This is a genomic window from Pseudooceanicola onchidii (genome assembly GCF_004959925.1).
Taxonomy (GTDB): domain Bacteria; phylum Pseudomonadota; class Alphaproteobacteria; order Rhodobacterales; family Rhodobacteraceae; genus Pseudooceanicola; species Pseudooceanicola onchidii.
Genome location: NZ_SPUW01000001.1, coordinates 761,843 through 782,428 on the forward strand (window position 1 = coordinate 761,843; position 20,586 = coordinate 782,428).

19 protein-coding genes are annotated in these 20,586 nt (G+C 64.0%); 9 read left to right on the top strand and 10 right to left on the bottom strand.

What is annotated here, in order from left to right; translation table 11 throughout:
* Positions 1–115 precede the first annotated feature (115 nt).
* Positions 116–1,819 (bottom strand): peptide ABC transporter substrate-binding protein, encoded by a 1,704-nt coding sequence (locus tag E4S58_RS03645; RefSeq protein WP_136634939.1) that lies wholly within the window; start codon positions 1,817–1,819, stop codon positions 116–118.
* A 245-nt stretch (positions 1,820–2,064) separates the two neighbouring features.
* Between E4S58_RS03645 and E4S58_RS03650 the strand changes: the two genes are divergently transcribed.
* From E4S58_RS03650 to E4S58_RS03670, 5 genes are all read left to right on the top strand, one after another.
* A complete protein-coding gene (locus E4S58_RS03650) occupies positions 2,065–3,912 on the top strand; it encodes an ABC transporter ATP-binding protein (protein ID WP_136634940.1) in 1,848 nt (615 codons plus the stop codon).
* A gap of 4 nt (positions 3,913–3,916) precedes the next feature.
* Positions 3,917–5,083 carry an acetylornithine deacetylase gene (gene argE / locus E4S58_RS03655; protein WP_136634941.1) on the top strand — a complete coding sequence of 389 codons (1,167 nt, stop codon included), beginning with the start codon at positions 3,917–3,919 and terminating at the stop codon, positions 5,081–5,083.
* Between the two features lie 3 nt (positions 5,084–5,086).
* Positions 5,087–6,250: a M20 aminoacylase family protein gene (locus tag E4S58_RS03660; protein WP_136634942.1), complete on the top strand. Its 1,164-nt coding sequence runs from the start codon at positions 5,087–5,089 to the stop codon at positions 6,248–6,250.
* Between the two features lie 49 nt (positions 6,251–6,299).
* Entirely contained in the window at positions 6,300–7,463 is a 1,164-nt protein-coding gene (locus E4S58_RS03665; RefSeq protein WP_136634943.1) for a M20 aminoacylase family protein, read from the top strand.
* 170 nt (positions 7,464–7,633) lie between these two features.
* On the top strand, positions 7,634–8,509 hold the full coding sequence (locus E4S58_RS03670) for a hypothetical protein (protein WP_136634944.1): 876 nt from the start codon (positions 7,634–7,636) through the stop codon (positions 8,507–8,509).
* Here the strand turns inward: E4S58_RS03670 and E4S58_RS03675 are convergent.
* Both E4S58_RS03675 and E4S58_RS03680 read right to left on the bottom strand, forming a co-directional pair.
* On the bottom strand, positions 8,501–8,680 hold the full coding sequence (locus E4S58_RS03675) for a hypothetical protein (RefSeq protein ID WP_136634945.1): 180 nt from the start codon (positions 8,678–8,680) through the stop codon (positions 8,501–8,503). The genes E4S58_RS03670 and E4S58_RS03675 overlap by 9 nt on opposite strands.
* Positions 8,677–8,889, bottom strand: a complete 213-nt coding sequence (locus E4S58_RS03680) for a DUF6471 domain-containing protein (protein ID WP_136634946.1) — start codon at positions 8,887–8,889, stop codon at positions 8,677–8,679. Before E4S58_RS03680 ends, E4S58_RS03675 begins: the two co-directional genes overlap by 4 nt.
* Positions 8,890–8,990: 101 nt before the next feature.
* On the opposite strand from E4S58_RS03680, the gene E4S58_RS03685 reads away from it, so the two are divergent.
* Entirely contained in the window at positions 8,991–9,953 is a 963-nt protein-coding gene (locus E4S58_RS03685; protein WP_136634947.1) for an IS1595 family transposase, read from the top strand.
* Between the two features lie 345 nt (positions 9,954–10,298).
* Here E4S58_RS03685 and E4S58_RS03690 read toward each other — a convergent pair whose 3' ends face one another.
* From E4S58_RS03690 to moaA, 4 genes are all read right to left on the bottom strand, one after another.
* Entirely contained in the window at positions 10,299–10,634 is a 336-nt protein-coding gene (locus E4S58_RS03690; protein ID WP_136634948.1) for a hypothetical protein, read from the bottom strand.
* Positions 10,635–10,733: 99 nt separating this feature from the next.
* Positions 10,734–11,774 carry a glycosyltransferase family 4 protein gene (locus tag E4S58_RS03695; RefSeq protein ID WP_136634949.1) on the bottom strand — a complete coding sequence of 347 codons (1,041 nt, stop codon included), beginning with the start codon at positions 11,772–11,774 and terminating at the stop codon, positions 10,734–10,736.
* Between the two features lie 2 nt (positions 11,775–11,776).
* Positions 11,777–13,057 carry a 3-deoxy-D-manno-octulosonic acid transferase gene (locus E4S58_RS03700; RefSeq protein WP_136634950.1) on the bottom strand — a complete coding sequence of 427 codons (1,281 nt, stop codon included), beginning with the start codon at positions 13,055–13,057 and terminating at the stop codon, positions 11,777–11,779.
* Positions 13,057–14,064 (bottom strand): GTP 3',8-cyclase MoaA, encoded by a 1,008-nt coding sequence (gene moaA, locus E4S58_RS03705; protein ID WP_136634951.1) that lies wholly within the window; start codon positions 14,062–14,064, stop codon positions 13,057–13,059. The genes E4S58_RS03700 and moaA overlap by 1 nt, the downstream gene beginning before the upstream one ends.
* Positions 14,065–14,179: 115 nt before the next feature.
* Here moaA and E4S58_RS03710 point away from each other — a divergent pair, with 115 nt between their 5' ends.
* Positions 14,180–14,608, top strand: a complete 429-nt coding sequence (locus E4S58_RS03710; RefSeq protein ID WP_136634952.1) for a hypothetical protein — start codon at positions 14,180–14,182, stop codon at positions 14,606–14,608.
* Here E4S58_RS03710 and E4S58_RS03715 read toward each other — a convergent pair.
* Genes E4S58_RS03715 through glmU form a run of 3 tightly spaced genes read right to left on the bottom strand, consistent with a single transcriptional unit; the run spans position 14,598 to position 18,466 of the window.
* Positions 14,598–15,290, bottom strand: coding sequence for a DNA alkylation repair protein (locus E4S58_RS03715; RefSeq protein ID WP_240789449.1), 693 nt, complete (start codon positions 15,288–15,290; stop codon positions 14,598–14,600). The genes E4S58_RS03710 and E4S58_RS03715 overlap by 11 nt on opposite strands.
* Entirely contained in the window at positions 15,287–17,110 is a 1,824-nt protein-coding gene (gene glmS / locus E4S58_RS03720) for a glutamine--fructose-6-phosphate transaminase (isomerizing) (RefSeq protein WP_136634953.1), read from the bottom strand. Before glmS ends, E4S58_RS03715 begins: the two co-directional genes overlap by 4 nt.
* A gap of 3 nt (positions 17,111–17,113) precedes the next feature.
* A complete protein-coding gene (gene glmU, locus E4S58_RS03725; RefSeq protein WP_136634954.1) occupies positions 17,114–18,466 on the bottom strand; it encodes a bifunctional UDP-N-acetylglucosamine diphosphorylase/glucosamine-1-phosphate N-acetyltransferase GlmU in 1,353 nt (450 codons plus the stop codon).
* A 117-nt stretch (positions 18,467–18,583) separates the two neighbouring features.
* On the opposite strand from glmU, the gene E4S58_RS03730 reads away from it, so the two are divergent.
* Positions 18,584–19,243, top strand: coding sequence for an HAD hydrolase-like protein (locus E4S58_RS03730; RefSeq protein ID WP_136634955.1), 660 nt, complete (start codon positions 18,584–18,586; stop codon positions 19,241–19,243).
* A gap of 96 nt (positions 19,244–19,339) precedes the next feature.
* A complete protein-coding gene (locus E4S58_RS03735; RefSeq protein WP_136634956.1) occupies positions 19,340–20,575 on the top strand; it encodes an MFS transporter in 1,236 nt (411 codons plus the stop codon).
* The last annotated feature ends 11 nt before the right edge of the window (positions 20,576–20,586 follow it).

The following is a 20,586-nucleotide window of genomic DNA, read 5'->3' on the forward strand; positions in this document are numbered from 1 at the left end:
TGTCCATCTTTTGGGGCTGCATTGGAAAGCCATCCTGCACCAATGGCTTTCGAATACCGCCCGAAAAACGGGATACGCCCCCGCAAGTGGATGCGGGGGCGTAAAGATCAGGCGTTTACTTGACGCGGTGCCAGTCGGCGGCGTTCCACAGTTCCGAGTCCCAGGTGTTCAGGACCACACCACCCAGGGTGTTGGAATGTGCGGACACACGGCCACGGTCGACCAGCGGCACGACGACGTAGCTGTCTTTGGTCAGCATGTCGTTGAGCTTCTTGGCGATCTCGGCACGCTTCTCGATTTCGCCGGTCTTGCCCAGCTCGGCGACAAGTGCGTCGTACTCTTCGTCGCAGAAGCGGTTGATGTTTTCACCCTGCCACTGGCTTTCCGGCTTGGGGGCCTTTTCGCAGGTGTGCTGCGCCAGGTAGGCTTCGGGATCGGTGCCGTCGAAGTTGTTCGCGTACATTTCCACGTCCGCATAGAACTTCTGGAAGGTGTCGGGCGAACCCGGGTCACCACCGAAGAAGACCGAGCCCGAGATGTTGCGCAGTTCGGTTTCGACACCGATCTCGCTCCACCACTGCTTGATCAGCGCCTGGAAGTCCTGACGCACGGCGTTGGTCGAGGTCTGGTAGAGAAGCGCCAGCTTCTTGCCATCCTTGTCGCGCACGCCGTCGCCATCGCTGTCGGTCCAGCCGGCTTCGTCCAGCAGGGCCTTGGCGCCTTCGATGTCCTGCGCGATGCAGTCGGTGTTGTCGGAGGCGTAGACCTCCGGTGCGGGCACCAGGTTACAGGTCGGGCGACCGGCCTGGCCGTAGCCGATTTCCACCAGCAGTTCGCGGTCGATGGCCATCGACAGCGCCTTGCGGACGCGGACGTCGGACAGCGCCCAGTGGGGGTGCTTGGCGGTCGCGCGCTCGCCTTCCGGCAGGGACGGCGACGGGTCGGTCATGTTCATCTCGATCCGTTCGACCAGCGTGCCGAAGGCCGAAACCGGGGTGCCCTTGCCGCCTTTGGCCATCTCGGCGATGACTTCGGGGGCCAGCTGCAGGTTCCAGGCGTAATCGTATTCGCCGGTTTCCAGAACCGCACGACCCGCCGCAGCCGCGTCGCCGCCGCCCTTGAAGGTCATGGTCGCGAAGGCGGGTTTCGCCGGATCGCGGTAGTTCGGGTTTGCGGACAGCGAGATCACGTCGTTCGGGCGGAAATCATCCACGACGAACGGGCCGGTGCCGATCGGGTTGAAGTTCGCTTCGGTGCACTCGGGCGCTTTCGGGCCAAGGCAGTTTTCGAACTGGGCTTTCTGCAGGATCGGGGACTGACCGCCCATGAACGCCTGGTAGGGGTTCGGCTTGGGTTCGGTGAAGTTCACCACGACAGTCAGGTCATCCGGCGTCTCGACCGAGGAGATGCCTTCGAACTTGGCCAGCTGCGCGCAGCCGCCTTCGGGATGCATGCAGTATTCGGCGGTGAAGGCCACGTCGGCCGAGGTCACCGGGGTGCCGTCAGACCACAGCAGGCCCTCTTTCAGCTTCCAGGTGATCTGCTTGAGGTCTTCGGTCACGCCACCGTTTTCGATCGTCGGAATTTCGACGGCCAGGTAGGGGACCATGTTGCCGTCCTGGTCAAAGCGGCCAAGGGGTTCGATGACCAGCGATGCGGCTTCGATGTCCTTGGTGCCCGAGGACAGGTAGGGGGTCATGATCGACGGCGCCTGCCAGTAGATCACGTTGACATGGCCGTCCGCGCCACGCTCTGCCATGGCGGCAGGCGCCATGACCGATGCAGCGGCGGCGCCGAGCAACAGGGTTCTGAGTTTCATCACACACTCCATTGTTGGATTTGCCGCGCCACTTCTGCGGAGGCGCGGGATGGTACGCGCGGTAAGTGCCATCGCACCCCTATCAAGGGTGTGGCCGCCCACCTCACGGATTTGTTCATCGAAAAGCGGTTTCGTTCAAATTGCAAGCCCAGTGGTTAGCGGACCTGAGGTAAGCGATGTCACGCGTTTGACATTTTGCCCCGTCCGTCGCTAGCGTCAGGGCGTCAGACAGGACAGGACCCCCCATGCTGGATCAGACCCCCGCCGCGGACACCGACCGCGAGGCCATTGCCCGGATCGAAAATCTGAAAGTGTCGTTCCAGACCAAGGACGGAGAAGTCTTTGGTGTCGAGGACGTGTCCTTCTCGGTCTATCCCGGCGAAACCGTCTGCATCGTCGGCGAATCCGGATCGGGCAAATCGGTGTCGTCCCTGTCGCTGATGCGGCTGGTCGAATTCGGCGGCGGCAAGATCGCCGGAGGGCATCTGTTCTTCGATCGCTCCGAAGGCGGCCAGATCGATATTGCCAAGACGGATCAAGGCCTTATGCGCACGATCCGTGGCAACGAAATCGGCATGATCTTCCAGGAGCCGATGACGGCCCTGAACCCTGTCTTCACCATCGGCCGCCAGTTGACCGAAGGGCTGCGCCTGCATCTGGACCTGTCCAAGTCCGAGGCGCACGCCCGCGCGATCGAATTGCTGCGCGAGGTTCGGATCCCCGAACCTGAACGTCGGATGAAGCAGTATCCGCACGAGCTTTCGGGCGGCATGCGCCAGCGTGTCGTGATTGCCATGGCGCTGGCCTGCAAGCCGCGTCTGCTGATCGCGGACGAACCGACCACTGCGCTCGACGTGACGATTCAGGCCGAAATCCTGGCCCTGATGGATCGCCTCAAGCGGGAAACCGGCACGGCGGTGATGTTCATCACCCACGACATGGCCGTTGTTGCGCAGATGGCGGACCGCGTCGTGGTCATGTTCCGCGGCAACAAGGTCGAAGAGGGCACCGTCGCTGAAATTTTCAACAATCCCAAGCACGACTATACGAAAGCATTGCTCGCCGCAGTGCCCAAGCTGGGGGAAATGACCGGCAAGGCCGCGCCCGAGCCGATGAAGCTCGTCGGGGTCGAATCAGGAGAGGTCCGACCAATTCCCGGCACGCAGGAGACGCTGCTTGAGGTGAAGAACCTGACCACGCGTTTCCCGGTGAAAGGTGGCTTCTTCCGGCGCACGGTGGCGCAGGTTCACGCGGTCGAAGACGTGTCGTTCACCGTCAACAAGGGCCAGACGCTGAGCCTTGTCGGGGAATCCGGCTGCGGCAAATCCTCGGCCGGGCGGTCGATCCTGCGGCTGGTCGAACCGAACTCGGGCGAGATCCGACTGGGCGGCAAGGACATCATGGCGTTGAACGATCGCGACCTTCGCGAAGCGCGGCTTGATATGCAGATGATCTTCCAGGATCCCTTCGCCTCGCTGAACCCGCAGATGATGCTGCGCGACCAGGTTGCCGAACCGATGTGGAACTACGGCACCGTAAAGGGGCAGGAGATGGAGGACCGCATCGCCATGCTGTTCGACCGCGTCCACCTGCCGCGCGCCTTCATGCGCCGCTACCCGCACGAACTGTCGGGCGGTCAGCGGCAACGTGTGGCGATTGCCCGCGCGCTGGCCCTGAACCCCAAGCTGATCGTCGCGGACGAAGCGGTGTCGGCGCTGGACGTGTCGGTGCAGGCGCAGGTGCTGAACCTGATGATGGAGCTTCAGGCCGACCTGGGCCTGTCGTTCCTGTTCATCAGCCACGACATGGCCGTCGTGGAACGCGTCAGCCACCGCGTCGGCGTCATGTACCTGGGCCGCATCGTCGAAATCGGATCCCGCCAGGCCGTGTTCGAAAACCCGCAGCACCCCTACACCCGCGCGCTGATGAAGGCCGTCCCGATCGCCGATCCCGACCGCCGCAAATCCGAACGCGAGCTGAACTTCAAACCCATCCCGTCCCCGATCCACGATCTTGATTACGTCGCCGAACCTTCGGTCTACGACAAGGTCGGCGAGGACCACTTCGTGCTGACAACCGACAGCGGCTACTGAGAAAATGCCCGAAAAACTGACGCCCTATCAGATCATGGAGAAGCTGGTCAGCTTCCCCACGGTCTCTCGCGATTCGAACCTTCCGCTCATCGACTGGGTGCAGGATTACCTTGAAAGCCATGGGGTTGCGGTCAAACGCCACCTGCACGCGTCAGAGCCTAAGGCGGGTCTCTGGGCCCATGCCGGCCCGATGGAGGACGGCGGCGTCGTGCTGTCCGGGCACACCGACGTGGTGCCCGTGGACGGGCAGGCCTGGTCGACCGATCCCTTCACCGTCACCGAAAAGGACGGACGGTACTACGGGCGGGGCTGCTGCGACATGAAAAGCTTCGACGCGCTGGCCGTCTGGGCCGTGGTCGAGGCGCATCTGAACGGGACCAAGCGGCCCTTGCAGCTGGCCTTCACCTATGACGAGGAAGTCGGTCTGATCGGGGCCGATCCGCTGATCGAGGATCTGGGCGACGCCTTCCCGCGCGCCAAGACCGCCATCATCGGCGAGCCGACCACCATGCAGGCCGTCACCGGCCACAAGGGCGGGCTGGCCTGGAACATGCATTTCCACGGCTACGAGATCCATTCGTCCCTGTCGCATCGCGGCGTGTCCGCGATCATGGAAGGGGCCAAGCTGATCCAGTGGGCGAACGAGGTGAACGCCGAAAGCGCCGCCGCGACCCCGAATGAGATCAACGCACTGTTCGATCCGCCCTGGTCCAACCTGCATGTCGGCATGATCGAAGGCGGCACCGCCCACAACATCACCGCCAAGGATTGCGAATTCGTCTTCTCGATCCGCGTGGCCCCGGGGGATGACCCCAAGGTCTGGACCCGTCGCGTCATGGACAAGGTGGCCGAGATCGAGGCCGGCATGCAGGCGATCCACCCCGATACGCGGATCGAGGTGACCGAGAAATTCGCGGGCCCCGGCCTCTTCTCCGATCCCGGTGGCCCGGCCGAAACGCTGGCGCGGCAGCTGACGGGCGACAATGCGCGCCATGTCGTCAGCTATGGCACCGAGGCGGGATATTTCCAGAAGCACGGCTTTGACGCCGTGGTCTGCGGCCCCGGCGACATCCAGCAGGCCCACCAGCCCGACGAATTCATCGAGGTGTCGCAGTTCGAAGCCGGCCATACCTTCATGCGACGACTTCTGGACCACCTGAACCAGGACTGACCCATGCCCATCAAGAACCGCTTTGCCGAACTGCTTCCCGAAATCACCGCCTGGCGGCGCGATTTCCATGAAAACCCCGAACTGCTGTACGACATTCCCCGGACCGCCGGGATCGTGGCCGACAAGCTTCGGGACTTCGGATGCGACGAAGTGGTGGAAGGCATCGGCCGCACCGGCGTGGTCGCGGTGATCCGGGGGCAAAGCGACACCCATGGCCGCGCGATCGGTCTGCGGGCCGACATGGACGCGTTGCCGATGCAGGAAAAGACCGGGCTGCCCCATGCCTCGAAGACGCCCGGCATGATGCACGCCTGCGGTCATGACGGGCATACCTCGATCCTGCTGGGCGCCGCAAAATACCTGGCCGAGACGCGACGCTTCGACGGCACCGTGGTCCTGATCTTCCAGCCCGCCGAAGAGGGCGGGGCCGGCGGCAAGGCCATGATCGACGACGGGCTGTTTGACCGCTGGCATATCGACGAGGTCTATGGCCTGCACAACCAGCCGGGCCTGCCCGTGGGCGATTTCGCGATCCGCCCCGGCGCGCTGCTCGGCTCGGCCGACGAATTCGCGATCACCGTGACGGGCAAGGGTGGCCATGCCGCGCAGCCCCATACGGTCATCGATCCGGTGGTCGCTGCCGCGCAGATCATCACCGCGCTGCAAACAGTCGCCAGCCGCAACGCCGACCCGATCAAGTCGATCGTCGTGTCGGTCTGCACGCTGGAATCTGACACCAAGTCGCACAACATCATCCCCGGCGCGGTCTTCCTGCGCGGCACCGTCCGCACGCTGGACCCCGGCGTGCGCGATATGGCCGAAGACCGCATCCGCACCCTGGTCACCGCGACGGCCCAAGCCTTCGGTGCCACGGCCGAGATCACCTATGACCGCGGCTATCCGGTGACGATGAACACCCCCGACCAGACCGACTTTGCCGCCGATATCGCCGAACAGGTGGCGGGCCGGGTCGACCGCAACGTGCCGCCCGTCATGGCGGCCGAGGACTTTGCCTACATGCTGGAACAGCGCCCGGGCGCCTATATCATGCTGGGCAACGGCGACAGCGCCATGGTCCATCACCCCGCCTATGACTTCAACGATGAAGCGATCCCGGCCGGCTGCAGCTGGTTCGCGGAGCTCGTCGAAAACAGACTGCCGGCCTGACGACCGGAGCCAGACTGCCGGCCTGCCGCCGGCCGCGAAAGGAAAGACAATGCCCGTCAAGAACCGCTTTGCAGAGCTGCTGCCCGAGATCACCGAATGGCGCCGCGACCTGCACGAACACCCCGAGATCCTGTTCGACACCATCCGCACCGCCGGCATCGTCGAGGAAAAGCTGAAGGCCTTCGGCTGTGACGAGGTCGTCACCGGCCTGGGCCGCACCGGCGTCGTCGGTGTCATCAAGGGCAAGGAAACCGGGTCGGGCAAGGTCATCGGGTTGCGCGCCGACATGGACGCGCTGCCGATCCTGGAAGAAACCGGGGTCGACTATGCCTCGAAGACGCCCGGCGCGATGCATGCCTGCGGCCACGACGGCCACACCGCGATGCTGCTGGGCGCGGCCAAGTATCTGTCGGAAACGCGCAACTTCGACGGCACGGTCGTGGTGATCTTCCAGCCCGCCGAAGAGGGCGGCGGTGGCGGACGCGAGATGTGCGCTGACGGCATGATGGACCGCTTCGGCATCCAGGAGGTCTACGGCATGCACAACTGGCCCGGCATGCCCGTCGGCACCTTTGCGATCCGCCCCGGCCCGACCATGGCCGCCACCGATGAATTCACCATCATCGTGAAGGGCAAGGGCGGCCACGGCGCCAAGCCGCACCAGGCGGTGGATTCGGTCGTCACCGCGTCGCAGATCGTCGTTGCCCTGCAAAGCATCGTCAGCCGCACCGCCGACCCGATCAGTGCGGTCGTCGTGTCGGTCACCAGCTTCGTGACCTCGTCGCAGGCGTTCAACGTCATCCCCGACACGGTCGAACTGCGCGGCACCATCCGCACGCTGACGCCGGAAAACCGCAAGATGACCGAAGAGAAGATCAAATCGATCCCCGTCGCCATCGCCGCCGCCTATGGCGCCGAGGCCGAGGTGATCTATCATTCGAACTACCCGCCGACCATCAACGCGCCCGAGCAGACCGAATTTGCCGCCGCCGTTGCGCGGTCGGTGTCGGGCGACTGCGCCGAGGCCGAGATCACCATGGGCGGCGAGGATTTTTCCTACATGCTGGAAGAACGCCCGGGCGCCTACATCTTCATGGGCAACGGCGATAGCGCCGACGTGCACCACCCGAAGTACAACTTCAACGACGAAGCGATCCCGGCGGGTTGTTCGTGGTGGGCGGGCATCGTCGAACAGCGGATGCCTGCGGCGTGATTTGAACCGGGAGAGGGGGCTGTCTGCCCCCTCTTGTCCCTGCGGGCCAATTCACCCCCGAGGATATTTGCGGCCTTATGTATCAAACGCACCAAGCGGTGCGCGGCTAGATGAAATGACTCCACTTAGCGTCTGAAGTCGCCTACCTCTTGTTTTAACAGGAGGTCTACATGTCAGAAACGCCGCTGGTCTTATTTATTGATCTGAAGCCAGACACACGCATTGATCTAAAAACGGCGGCTCGTGCCGCGATAGCCTGGGCCGATACGGTCGAGAGTGTTGGAGCGTTCTTCGATCCAGCACACCCGCCCACAATTGATCTTGTTGCATCTGAACCCGGAAGCCAAAAGCTGCGGGGTATCATCAAGTCGATTACGGACGATCCGCAGGCGCTTATACGAACAGCGATAGTTTCTTCGATCATCTACATTGTAGATACCGGCGGACGCTGGGGGCTTGAGCAAGTTCTTGAATACATGAAAGGGCCAGACGCACCGCAGGAAGTTGTTTCTCTATCTGAGGAGGAGCGTACTCAAATCGCCAAGGATGTTGCGGCCGCGCTAGAAGCGCGCCTTGGCGAAGCTCCTGCTAGGAGGGTGTTTGCTGAGCTTTCCAATGATGATGACGTGACCGGCGTGGGGGTCACTTCTCGAACCGATGGTAATAGGCCTTCCATCGTCGTCAGCAGAGGAGAGTTTCCGCCGGAGGTGTTCATCATCGACCATGAGGGAACCGAAAAGCGCACGCGGGTAGAGGAGGTTGATCTGGTTCTGTTTCGGCCAGTCTTAACTACCGAAACTGACAAAAGGTGGGGGTTCACATGGCCGTATGGAAAGATAGGGGCCACCATAAAAGACCATGAGTTCTTAACCAACATGGCCGAAGGGAAGCTTGGAATTGAGATGGCGCAGGGGATTGTGTTGACGGTTCTGCTCGAAATTTCCGAAGAACGCAGAGAGAGCGTTTGGTCGGTCAAAGAATATTCTGTTCAAAAGGTTGTCAAAATTCGCCCTCACGAAAAACAGGAGCGGATGGATTTACAGTGAGGTCAGCAAGATGATGCCGAAAACCACGATGGCTAAGGCGGTCAAGATTGCCGCAACAGTACTGAGCGTTTGAACCGCAAGCAAAACACCGAAAACCGCAGCAGCCACCACGGTCGGCGCGATCCATTTTCGCACCTTAATCCATTGTTTTTGCTCTGTTTCCTTGATCATTCCAAAATCTCAACTCTCTGCACTTTTATAGCAGAAAGGGACTGCAATAGGAACGCCGCAGTGAACTTCCCTCGTGACAATTTGTTTCGAATGTTCACCTCTTTGTCTCCAATCAGATCGGCAAGCTGCGCATAGGTCACGCCTTTACGCTTCAGCTCCGCTTTCAGGAGGTTCGCGGCCATCGTTTCCCATTCTGTTTGCTGCGCCATGCGTCACCTTTCAAGATAAACGTATCTTTTTTGATACCTATGCCCTTGCAAGGGATGCGTCAACGTACCATATCTGTTACATAGGTAACGGAAACGATACGATGGCCCAACACTTTCTCCTCTCCGCAGCGTCCCGCACCCTCTCCCTGCGTTCGATCTACAAAGCAGGCGAGGAAGCAGCTTACGAAACCTTCTGCAAGATGCGCTGGCCCGAGACGGATGGCGAGGCGGTTTGCCCGCGCTGCGGACATGACGAAACCTATTCGATCAGCACCCGCCGCAAGTTTAAGTGCAAGGCTTGCGCTCACCAGTTTTCGGTTACGTCCGGCACCATCTTTGATTCCCGCAAGATGGCCTTCGTGGACCTGCTGGCCGCGATCTGCATCATCGTGAACGCATCCAAGGGCGTTTCCATGGTGCAGCTTTCCCGCGACCTGGATTGCCAGTACAAGACCGCCTTTGTACTGGCCCACAAGCTGCGCGAAGCGATGGCCCTTGAGGTTCAGACTGGCGAAGTGCTGAACGGTCATGTTGAAGTTGATGGCGCGTATTTTGGCGGTCACGTCCGCCCGGAGAACCGCAAGGAAGACCGGAAGGACCGCCGCCTGAAAGAGAACCAGACCGGCAAGCGCCGCGTGGTTGTGGTCCTGCGTGAGCGTGATGGCCGCACTCTGCCGTTTGTTGCCAAGCAGGAAGCGGAAGGCGTGGAACTGGCGAAAGAGAACGTCAGCCGCTCCGCTACCCTGACCGCCGACGAAGCGTCCCATTGGGATTTGCTCCACGCTGGCTGGTCCGTGGATCGCGTGAACCACTCGCAGGTGTACAGCGATCACGGCAAGCACACCAATATGGCGGAAAACTACTTCTCCCGCCTGCGCCGCATGGTTGTCGGCCAGCATCACCACGTTTCGCCGCAGTACCTCTACCAGTACGCAAACCACGCCGCATGGCTGGAAGACAACCGCCGCACTGACAACGGGACGCTGGCACACATCATGGTTTCGAACGCGATGGACGCGCCGGTTAGCAGGAACTGGAAGGGGTACTGGCAGCGGGCGGCGTGACATATTTTGTGTATTGGGGTTGACCAACCCACGACCTGAGGTATTCGCCATGGACTCAGGCAGAACGAATCAAGTATATTCATCCGTGGGGCTGCAATGGGACCCCACGGATGAAACTTGAGCCGTGCGACCGGCCAGTCTTGTCAGTGAACACGACAAGAATCCCATTTTTGACGGAAGCCGTCAAGCCTGTCGCCGCCTCTGACCTAAGAGGTGCGCCATGGGACTTTCCCTTGGTCTCGGACTTGGGCTTGGAATGAATCAACCGGTTCCGACCGTTGATGAAAAGGACAAGCCCAAGAAGCCGAAGAAGGAAAAGGACAAGTAACGCTTGTCTGGCTGGCCCTACGGGGTCAGCCTCCACACCGGCCCACCCTCAATCTTTCCCCTAAGCTTCGACAAAGCCCCATCCACTCGCCAATAAAGCCGATCCGTGGGCACGTCAGGTCGAAGCGCCCCAATATATTCGACAAGCTGCGCACGGGTCTTGGGGCCATCCCTGAGCGCATCCAGCACCATCCGCCCCATCTCTCCGCGTCGGGCTGTGGCAATTAACACACGGGGCATATCCACGCCGCGCATGGCCAGCAGCGCCTCCACATGGTCCAGACCGTCGCCACCTTCCCGGATGATCTGCTTTCGGAGCGCCAGCAGCGCGTTATTGATCGTCTTGTCCTGCATGGGGGCAGGGTAGCAATTTCAGCGCGTCAGGGATTCACAGAAGTTGGTGCGTTTGATACATAAGGCCGGATATTTGCAGCAAAAAGAAGCTGCGGTCTGTCAGCCGCGCCAGAGCGCCTCGTAGACCTCGGCGATGCCTTGGGCTTCGCGGTCGATCGAGAAGAGCCGGGAGGCGTCCTGGCGGGCATGGACGGCCATCTGGGCAAGGCGGGCGGGATCCGACAGCAGGGTGACCAGCGCCTCGGCGGCCTGAGGTGCGGCCTCGACCGGGACGGTGATGCCATTGGCGCCGCCTTGCGTGAAATGCCGGAAATACCCGGCCTCGGAGGCGAGGAGCGGCACGCCGGACGCCATCGCCTCGAGCGGGGCCATGCCGTAGCCTTCGTACCGGGGCAGCTGCACGCAGAGATCCAGCGCGGGCAACAGGTCGACCATGCGCTCGGGCGCGAGTTCGCCGGGAAAGAGGATGCGGTCGGCCAGACCGGCGGCGGCGATCCTGGCCTTCTGATCTGCCAGGAACTTTTCGTGTTTGGACGTTGCCTTGCCGATCACCAGCGCGGTGACGCCGGGAAGGTCCGGCAGGGCGGCGATGGCGGCGTCAATGAAGACATCGGTCCCCTTTTCGGGCCGGATACGCCCGATCGTGGCGATGCCCCTCTGGCCGGGGTATCCGGTGGCGGCCCAGGCGGCGGTGCGGTCCGGCGCCGGTACAAAGAGGCTGGTATCGACCCCGTGCGGCACCACGGCGCGGACATGCGGCACGAATTCGGCCGCCTTGTCGGTCGTCGCGATCACCGCGTCCATGCGCGAGATCAGCCAGCGCGGAAAGGCCGAATGCAGCCGTTGCGCGGCTGAAGTGAAGACGATCCGGATCGGCAGGCGCAGCACGTCGCGGGCCCAGATGGCGGTCTGCATTTCCGGATTGCGGCGGACGTGCCAGATCGCGAAGGACCGACCTTCGGGGGCGTCGCGCGACAGGCGCCGGGCGTCACGTCGGCTGATCGGATCGGGCGCGCCGGGCAGGGAATGGCCGACGAGCCGCAGGTCATACTGCGACATCTGCTGGCGGATCACCCCGGCGGCGGTCGAGGAGACGCCGGTGTAGTTGCGGTTGAAGTTGGTGACGAAAAGCTCGGGCATGGTCAGCTAAGCAGTTGTTCATCCAGAAGGGCCGCCAGCCCGTCCAGCTGATCCAGCTGCGACTGCGCCAGCGACTGCGCCACGCTTTTCTGGCCGCGCTGTTCTTCGAGATCGGTGAGCAGGAGGGCGACGGCTTCGGCCAGCTCGCGCGGGGTCTTGATCATGCTGACAGCCCCGGCTTCGGTAAACTGGTCGTAGACATCGGCAAAGTTCGCGACCCGGCGGCCCGAGATCAGCGCGCAGTTCATCTGTGCCGGTTCATAGGGGTTGTGGCCCCCGGCGCGCCCCAGGGATCCCCCCATGAAGACGACCGAGGCCAGTTGATACCAGACCCCCATTTCGCCAAGGGTGTCGGCAATATAGACCTCGGAGGCGCCGGGATCGCGTGAGTGCGATCGGCGGGTGCAGGTCAGCCCCTTGGCTTCGACCATCGCCGCGATCTCGGCGGCGCGTTCGGGATGGCGGGGCACAAGGATCAGACGCGCCCCGCGCACCATGTCGCGCAGGCGGATCTGGGCTTCGATCACCTTTTCCTCTTCGCCGGGATGCGTCGAGGCCGCGACCCAGAGAAGACCGGAATAGGCCGCTTCGACCTCCATGTAGGCACGTTCGTCGACTGGCAGCGGATCGGCCATCGCCTTGAGGTTCGGTCCGCGCGCCACGCGGTCGGGATCGGCGCCAAGCGCGATCAGCCCGTCCAGCGTCCGCTGGTCCTGCGTGCGGATCAGGGTGAACAGCCCCAGCAGGTAGCGGGCGGTGCTGTCGAACCGCTGCCAGTTCTTCAGGCTCGATTTCGACATCCGCGCATTGACCAGCGCCAGCGGGATCCCGGCGGTATGGGCCGCGACCAGCATCTGCGGCCAAAGCTCGCTTTCCACGAAGATCGCGGCGTCGGGTTTCCAATGGTCCAGGAACCGCCGCAGGGCCGAGGGACGGTCAAGGGGCGCGAACTGGTGCCGGCAGCCGGGCGGCATCCGCTTTTCCAGGATCGCCGCCGAAGATGCGGTGCCCGAGGTGATCAGCACCTCGGCCCCCTCGTCGCGTTCCACCATGCGGCGGGCCAGCGCCAGCACCGACAGGCTTTCGCCGACGCTGGCCGCGTGGAACCAGATCAGCCGACCGGCGGGCCGGGGCAGGGTCGCATGGCCCAGCCTTTCCCGGCGGCGCGCGGCGCTTACCCCCTGGCGGGCAAGCTTGCGGGACACGCGGTACCAGACCAGCGGCGCGGCAAGCGCCGCGATTCCACGGTAGAAGTGGAAGAACGCCGTTCCCTGGGGCGCCATCAGCCGCCCGTGTGGCTCATGTGCCGCGACACCTGGCCATCGGCCCGCTGACGGGAATAGTCGAAGTCGTGCCCCTTGGGCTTGAGCAGGATCGCGGCGCGGATCGCGTCTTCAAGCGGGGCGTCATCCTGCGGGTGATCGCGCAGGGGCGCGCGCAGGTCAGCGACGTCTTCCTGGCCGAGGCACATGTAGATTTCGCCGGTGCAGGTCACGCGGACGCGGTTGCAGCTTTCACAGAAGTTATGCGTCAGCGGCGTGATGAACCCGATCTTCTGCCCGGTTTCCTGCAGCTGCACATAGCGCGCCGGTCCGCCCGAGCGTTCGGCAAGGTCGATCAGCGTATATCGTTCAGCCAGTTGCGCGCGCAGGTCCTTCAGCGACCAGTACTGGCCGATCCGGTTCTCGTTGCCCAGATCGCCCATGGGCATGACCTCGATCCAGGTCAGGTCCATGTCGCGGGCGGCGCAGAATTCGGCCAGGGTGAACAGCTCGTCTTCGTTGAAGCCCTTCAGCGCCACGGCATTCAGCTTGACCCGCAGGCCCGCTGCCTGCGCCGCATCAAGCCCGCGCAGCACCTGCGGCAGGCGACCCCAACGGGTCACGCGGGCGAATTTGTCTTCGTCCAGCGTGTCGAGCGACACGTTGATCCGGCGCACCCCCGCCGCGTAAAGATCCTTGGCAAAGCGTTCCAGCTGAGAGCCGTTCGTCGTCAGCGTCAGTTCCTTCAGCGCGCCCGAGTCGAGATGGCGCGACATCGACCGGAAGAAGGTCATGATATCGCGACGCACCAGCGGCTCGCCCCCGGTGATCCGCAGCTTTTCCACGCCGAGGCCGACGAAGGTCGAACACAGGCGGTCCAGTTCCTCAAGCGTCAGAAGTTCCTTCTTGGGCAGGAAGGTCATGTTCTCGGACATGCAGTAGACACAGCGGAAATCGCACCGATCCGTCACCGAGACGCGGAGATAGGTGATCGCACGGGCGAAGGGATCGATCAGCGGAGCCGTCATGCGCAGAACTTAAGGCCCGGGCAGGGGCAGCACAAGCGGGAAGGGGGGCGACTTTTGGCCCAGGCGGCACCGGAAAAAGATTGACCCCGGGCGGGGGCGGCGCATCATTCCCCATATGAAAGCCCTTGTCCTGTCCGCGCTTCTGGCCCTGTCCGCCTGTTCGTCCATGCCCGCGTTCCGTGCGCCGGGTCCGCAGCCCGCGACCGCAGACCCGGTGGCGCAGGGGCCTTACGCGCAGGTCCGGCCGCAGGGCCGGCCCGGCGAGGGCGGCGCGACACCCGTGGCGGCCGCGCCCCCTGCGTCCGGGCGGCTGGGCACGACCGTGGCCTCGCTTGGCAATGCGGCCGAACCGGGGATCTGGCTGAAGACGCCCTTGGTGCGCACCGAGGGGCCGGGAACGGTCAGCTATGGCGGAAAATCCGTCACGGCGCGCCTGATCCCGATCGACGGGCCGGCGACGGCGGGATCGCGCGCCTCGCTTCAACTGATGCAGGGGCTGGGGGCGCCGCTGACCGGCCTGCCGGAATTCACCGTCAGTCGCTAAGGTACTTGCCCGCCTCTTTGCGCGCAAAGGCCTTCATGCCGGACCCGTATTCGGCAAGGAAGGCGCGCACCCGGGCGGCGTCGTGCTTGGACAGTTCGCGCAGCCACCAGGCGATGGCCTTCTGGATGAACCAGTCCCGATCCGAGACATAGCCGCCCGCCCAGTCCAGCACCCGGTCGCGGGCGGCGGCTTCAGCCTCGGAAGGATGGTTGGACTTGGTCAGAAACAGCGTCGAGACCAGCGCGGCGCGGCGGGTCCACATGTGATCCGACACCGTCCAGGCTTCCAGATCGTCCAGCCGCGTCAGATCCGCCTGAAGCCGCCGCCCGATGGCGCTGCAGGCGTGATCGGCAATCGCCCAGGCGTCGAACTGCGGCACCCAGGAGGCCAGCAGATCCCAGACCGGCGCATCGCCCTTGATCCGCGCCTGCGTCAGAAGCTTGGCGGCGGCGATCCGCGCCTCGTGAATGTCCGTCGCCCACAGACCGTCGGCCAGCGCGACGCGGTCCTCAAGCGACAATTCACGCCGCCATTCGGTCGTGAGGTCGTTCACCGCCGGGTTGGGCACGCCCAGGTAGGTCCGGTCCACCTTGTGATAGGCGGTACTGCCCTCGGCCCGGCCCGGTTCCTCGTGGGCGCGCAGGGCCTCGAGCGCGGCCTCGACGGACATGGGTGCGGTCATTCCACCGTCACGGATTTGGCCAGGTTGCGCGGCTGGTCGACATCGGTGCCCTTGGCGACGGCGGTGTGATAGGCCAGTTGCTGCGCCGGGATCGCATAGAGGATCGGGGCCAGCAGGTCCTCGACCTCGGGCATCTCGATGCTGCGCCACAACCCGTCACCGGCGATGTCCAGCCCGGCCTTGTCGGTGATCAAAAGCACCTTGCCGCCGCGCGCCATGACCTCTTGCATGTTCGACACGGTCTTGTCGAAAAGCGCATCGCGCGGTGCCATGACCACCACGGGCATATTGCCGTCGATCAACGCGATCGGGCCATGCTTGAGCTCTCCGCTGGCATAGGCCTCGGCGTGGATATAGCTGATTTCCTTAAGCTTCAGCGCCCCTTCCAGGGCCAGCGGGTACATCTGGCCCCGGCCCAGGAACAGCACGTCGCGCGCCTCGGACAGCTCGGTCGCCAGCGTCTCGACCACTGCCTCGTTGTCGAGCGCCATGTTGATCCGCGACGGCAACCCGCGCAGGGCCGAGGTCACGTCGGCCAGCCTGTCGTCCGTGATGGTGCCGCGCTGCCGGGCGGCCTCGAGCGCGACGACCAGCAAAACGGTCAGCTGGCAGGAGAACGCCTTGGTCGAGGCGACGCCGATTTCGGTCCCGGCAAGGATCGGCAGGGCCACGTCGGATTCCCGCGCGATCGAGCTTTCGGGCACGTTCACCACAGACACGATCCTGTCGGCCTTGTCCTTGCAATACCGCAGCGCCGCCAGCGTGTCGGCGGTTTCGCCCGACTGGCTGACGAACAGCGCGATCGTGCCCTTGCCCACGGGCGGTTCACGATAGCGGAATTCCGAGGCCACATCGACCTCGACCGGGATACCGGCCAGCTTTTCGATCCAGTATTTCGCGGTCAGGCAGGCATAGAACGCCGTGCCGCAGGCCACCAGGACCATGCGCGAAACCGTCGTGAAATCAATGTCGTCCGAGGGGAACCTGATCTGGTGACCGCTGGCGCCGAAGTAATGCCCGATCGCTTCGGAAATCACCTGCGGCTGCTCCGCGATTTCCTTGGCCATGAAATGCTTGTGCCCGGCCTTGTCGACCCGCACGTTGTCCTGCTTGACCTCGCGCATCTCGCGGTTGGCCAACTGGCCGTCGGCATCGCGGATCTCGACCGAGGTGCGGGTGAGGACGGCCATGTCACCTTCTTCCAGATAGGTGATCTTGTCGGTCAGCGGAGCCAGCGCGATGGCGTCCGAGCCGATGTAGTTCTCACCCTCGCCATGCCCGATTGCCAGCGGCGACCCCTTGCGGGCGGCGATCATCAGATCTTCTTCACCCTCGAACAGGAACGCCAGCGCATAGGCCCCTTCAAGCCGTTTCAGCAGCCGTTCCACCGCCGCGCGCGGGCTGTCGCCGTCGCGCATGTAGGCTTCGACCATGAGCGCGACGGTCTCGGTATCCGTGTCGGTCACGAAATCCACGCCCATCTCCTTGAGCTCACTGCGGAAATCGCGGTAGTTCTCGATGATCCCGTTGTGCACAACCGCCACCGGTCCGGCCTTGTGGGGGTGGGCGTTGCGTTCCGAGGGCTCTCCATGGGTGGCCCATCTGGTGTGGCCGATGCCGGACTTCCCGGCCAGCGGCATGTGCACCAGAAGATCGCTCAGGTTGACCAGCTTGCCGACAGCGCGACGCCGATCAAGCGCGCCCTTGTTGACGGTCGCGATGCCCGCGCTGTCATAGCCGCGATATTCCAGCCGTCGCAGCGCATCCACGAGGAAAGGCGCCGCTTCGTGCTGTCCGAGATACCCGATAATTCCACACATTTATTACGCCTCTTGGCTTTTTTTCAATTTCTGTTTCTTCAACATTTCAAACAATTTCCGCGCAAGCCCGGGTTTCGTCACCTGTCGCGCCCGCCCGATGGCCAGCGCCCCCGGTTCCACGTCCGAGGTGATGACCGAACCCGAGGCCGTCATCGCATCGTCCCCGACCGACACCGGCGCCACCAGCATGGTGGACGATCCGATGAAGGCCCGTGCGCCGATCCGCGTCTGATGCTTCATCACGCCGTCGTAGTTGCAGGTCACCGTGCCCGCGCCGATGTTCGCCTCTTCGCCCACCTCGGCGTCGCCGACATAGGTAAGGTGGTTGATCTTGGCGCCGCGATCCACGCGAGAGGCCTTGATTTCCACGAAATTCCCGACCTTTACGTCCTCGGCCAGTTCCGCGCCCGGACGCAGGCGGGCATAGGGGCCGACCACCGATCCGCGGCTGACGTGGCAGCCTTCCAGATGCGAAAAAGCGCGGATGGTGGTGCCGGATTCCACGCTGGCCCCGGGGCCGAAGACCACGTTCGGTTCGATCACTGAATCGCGGCCAACCACGGTGTCATAGGCGAAGAAGACCGTCTCGGGCGCGACCAGCGTGACCCCGTCCGACAGCGCCTCGGCCCGCATGCGTGCCTGGAAGATCCGTTCCGCCTCGGCCAGCTCCGCGCGGGAATTCACGCCAAGCGTCTCGGCCTCGTCACAGGTGACGGCCCCGGCGGACAGCCCGCGCGCGCCGGCCAGACCGATGATGTCGGTCAGGTAAAATTCGCCCGCGGCGTTGTCGTTGCCGACCGCATCCAGAAGTTCCATCAGAACCTTGGCATCCGCCGCCACAACGCCAGAATTGCAAAGGGTTATGCGGCGTTCTTCATCCGTGGCGTCCTTGAATTCGACGATCCGGTCCAGCCGTTCGCCGTCCATCACCAGCCGCCCGTAGCGCCCGGGATCGGCCGCTTCGAACCCCAGGACGACCACGTCGTGCGTCGCCCGCGCCGCCTGCATTTTCTCCAGCGTCTCGGGCTGGATGAATGGCGTGTCGCCGTAAAGTACGATCACGTCACCCTCGAAGCCGTCGAGCGCCGCGCGCGCCTGCAGCACCGCGTGCGCCGTGCCAAGTTGTTCCTCCTGCACGGCAATATCGACGAAGGGCGCATAGTCCAGCGCCGCCTGGCCGACCGCTTCGCCACCATGGCCGGTGACCACGACGATCCGCGACGGTTCCAGCGTCGCGCCGGACCGGATCGCGTGCACCAGCATCGGCGCGCCGCCGATCGGGTGCAGCACCTTGGGCAGGTCAGAGTTCATGCGCGTCCCTTGGCCGGCGGCCAGAATGACGAGTGCGATGGTCATCAGAGCGTTGCCCTTGCATTGTTTTCCTGTCGCGCTCGTTTTATCCGGATGGGGCTGCCGTGCAAGGGCAGGCCAATCAACTTGGGTTTCGACCCCGTAACAGGAGCCTTTCCGCCCATGGCCACCATCGTGTTCGACCTTGACGGGACGCTTGCCGATACCAGCCGCGACCTGCTGGCCGCCGCCAACCACTGCCTTGGCGATTATGGCGCCGATGCCATGCTGGGCGATGACGATGCGGGCACGGCCTTGCGCGGCGGGCGGGCAATGCTGCGGCTTGGCCTGGGTCGGATCGGCCGGGACGACGAGGCGGTGATCGACGCGCTTTATCCCCGCCTTCTGACCGCCTACGCCGATGCGATTTCGGTGCATACGGTGCTTTATCCCGGCGCCATGCAAAGCATCGAGGTGCTGCGGCGTGAAGGGCATGGCGTGGCGATCTGCACCAACAAGCCCGAAAAACTGGCGCGACAGCTGCTGACCGACCTGGGCGTGATCGACGAATTCCAGGCGCTTGTCGGCGCAGATACCCTGCCGGTCCGCAAGCCCGATCCCGAACCGCTGCGCGAAGCCGTGCGCCGGGCCGGAGGCGACCCGGCGCTGGCCGCACTGGTCGGCGACAGCGATACCGACCGCAACACCGCCCGCGCCGCGAACGTGCCGTCGATCCTCGTGACCTTCGGACCAAGCGGCGAGGACATGGCGGCGCTTGATCCCGAGGCGCTGATCGACCATTTCGATGACCTGCCGGGCGTGGTCCGGACGCTCTGGGCGTGACCTGAAGGCCACCCCGGACCTGTCCCGAACGGCTGTCATGGACCATTCAGTTGACCGCTGCCCGCCCGCGTCCTAGCGGATCGGGCGGAGTATACCATGACACCTGTTTCTACCGCCTCGGCCCCGGCCCCCCGGTCCGCCGTCGTTTTCGTCTTCGTGACCGTGCTGATCGACATGATCGGCGTCGGGCTGATCTTTCCGGTCATGCCCGCCTTGCTGCAGGACGTGGGCCACATGGACCTGTCGCAGGCCTCGGTCATCGGCGGCTGGATGTTCGCGGCCTTTTCGCTGGCGCAGTTCCTGGCGGGGCCGCTGGTGGGGAACCTGTCGGATGCCTATGGCCGCCGGCCGCTGTTGTTGCTGGCCATTGGCGGGCTGGCGCTGGACTACGTGCTGTCCGCCCTTGCGCCGACCATCTGGCTTTTGTTCATCGGACGGGCGATCGCGGGGCTGTGCGGGTCGTCCTACATCGTCGCCAATGCCTTCCTGACCGACATCACCGCCCCGCAGGACCGCGCCCGCGCCTTCGGGCTGGTCGGCGCCGCCTTCGGCATGGGCTTTGTCTTCGGCCCCGCCATCGGTGGCATCCTGGGTGAATTCGGCCCCCGCGTGCCCTTTTGGGCCGCCGCAGGGCTGGCAGCCGCCAATTTCGTCTTCGGTGCGCTGATCCTGCCGGAATCCCTGCCGCCGGAAAAACGCCGCCCCTTCCGCTGGCGCCGGGCCAATCCGATAGCCCTTTTCACGGTGTTCAGGGGCTACCCGAGTGTCCTGCCATTGGCCGCCATCCTCACGCTGTATCATTTCGCGGGCAGCGCGTATCCGACACTCTGGTCCTTCTGGGGCATCGCACAGTTCGGCTGGACCGAACTGACCATCGGCGCGACGCTGGCCCTGTTCGGCACAATGGCCGCAGTGGTCGAGGGCGGGCTTTCGGGCCCCTTCGTGCGCTGGTTCGGCGAACACCGCCTGATCGTGGCGGGCCTGCTGATCGGCACCGGCAGCGCGCTTGGGTTCGGCCTGGCAACGACCACGACCGCCGTGATCGTCCTGTTGGTGATCGTGTCGATCGAAGGCCTTGTGAACCCCTGTCTGACGTCGCTGATGACGGCCGAGGTGCCAGATGATGCGCAGGGCGAATTGCACGGTGGCCTGTCGTCACTGGCCAACCTGGCCATGCTTTTCGGCGCGCTCTTCTTCACCCAGACCTTCGGATGGTTCATCCGCCCCGAGGCCACGACACCGAGCCCCGGTGCGCCCTTCATGATCTGCGCGGGGCTTTATGCCGTCGCATTCCTGGGCTACCTCTGGGTGTCGCGGCGTCCGGTGACGTGACGCCCCGCGCC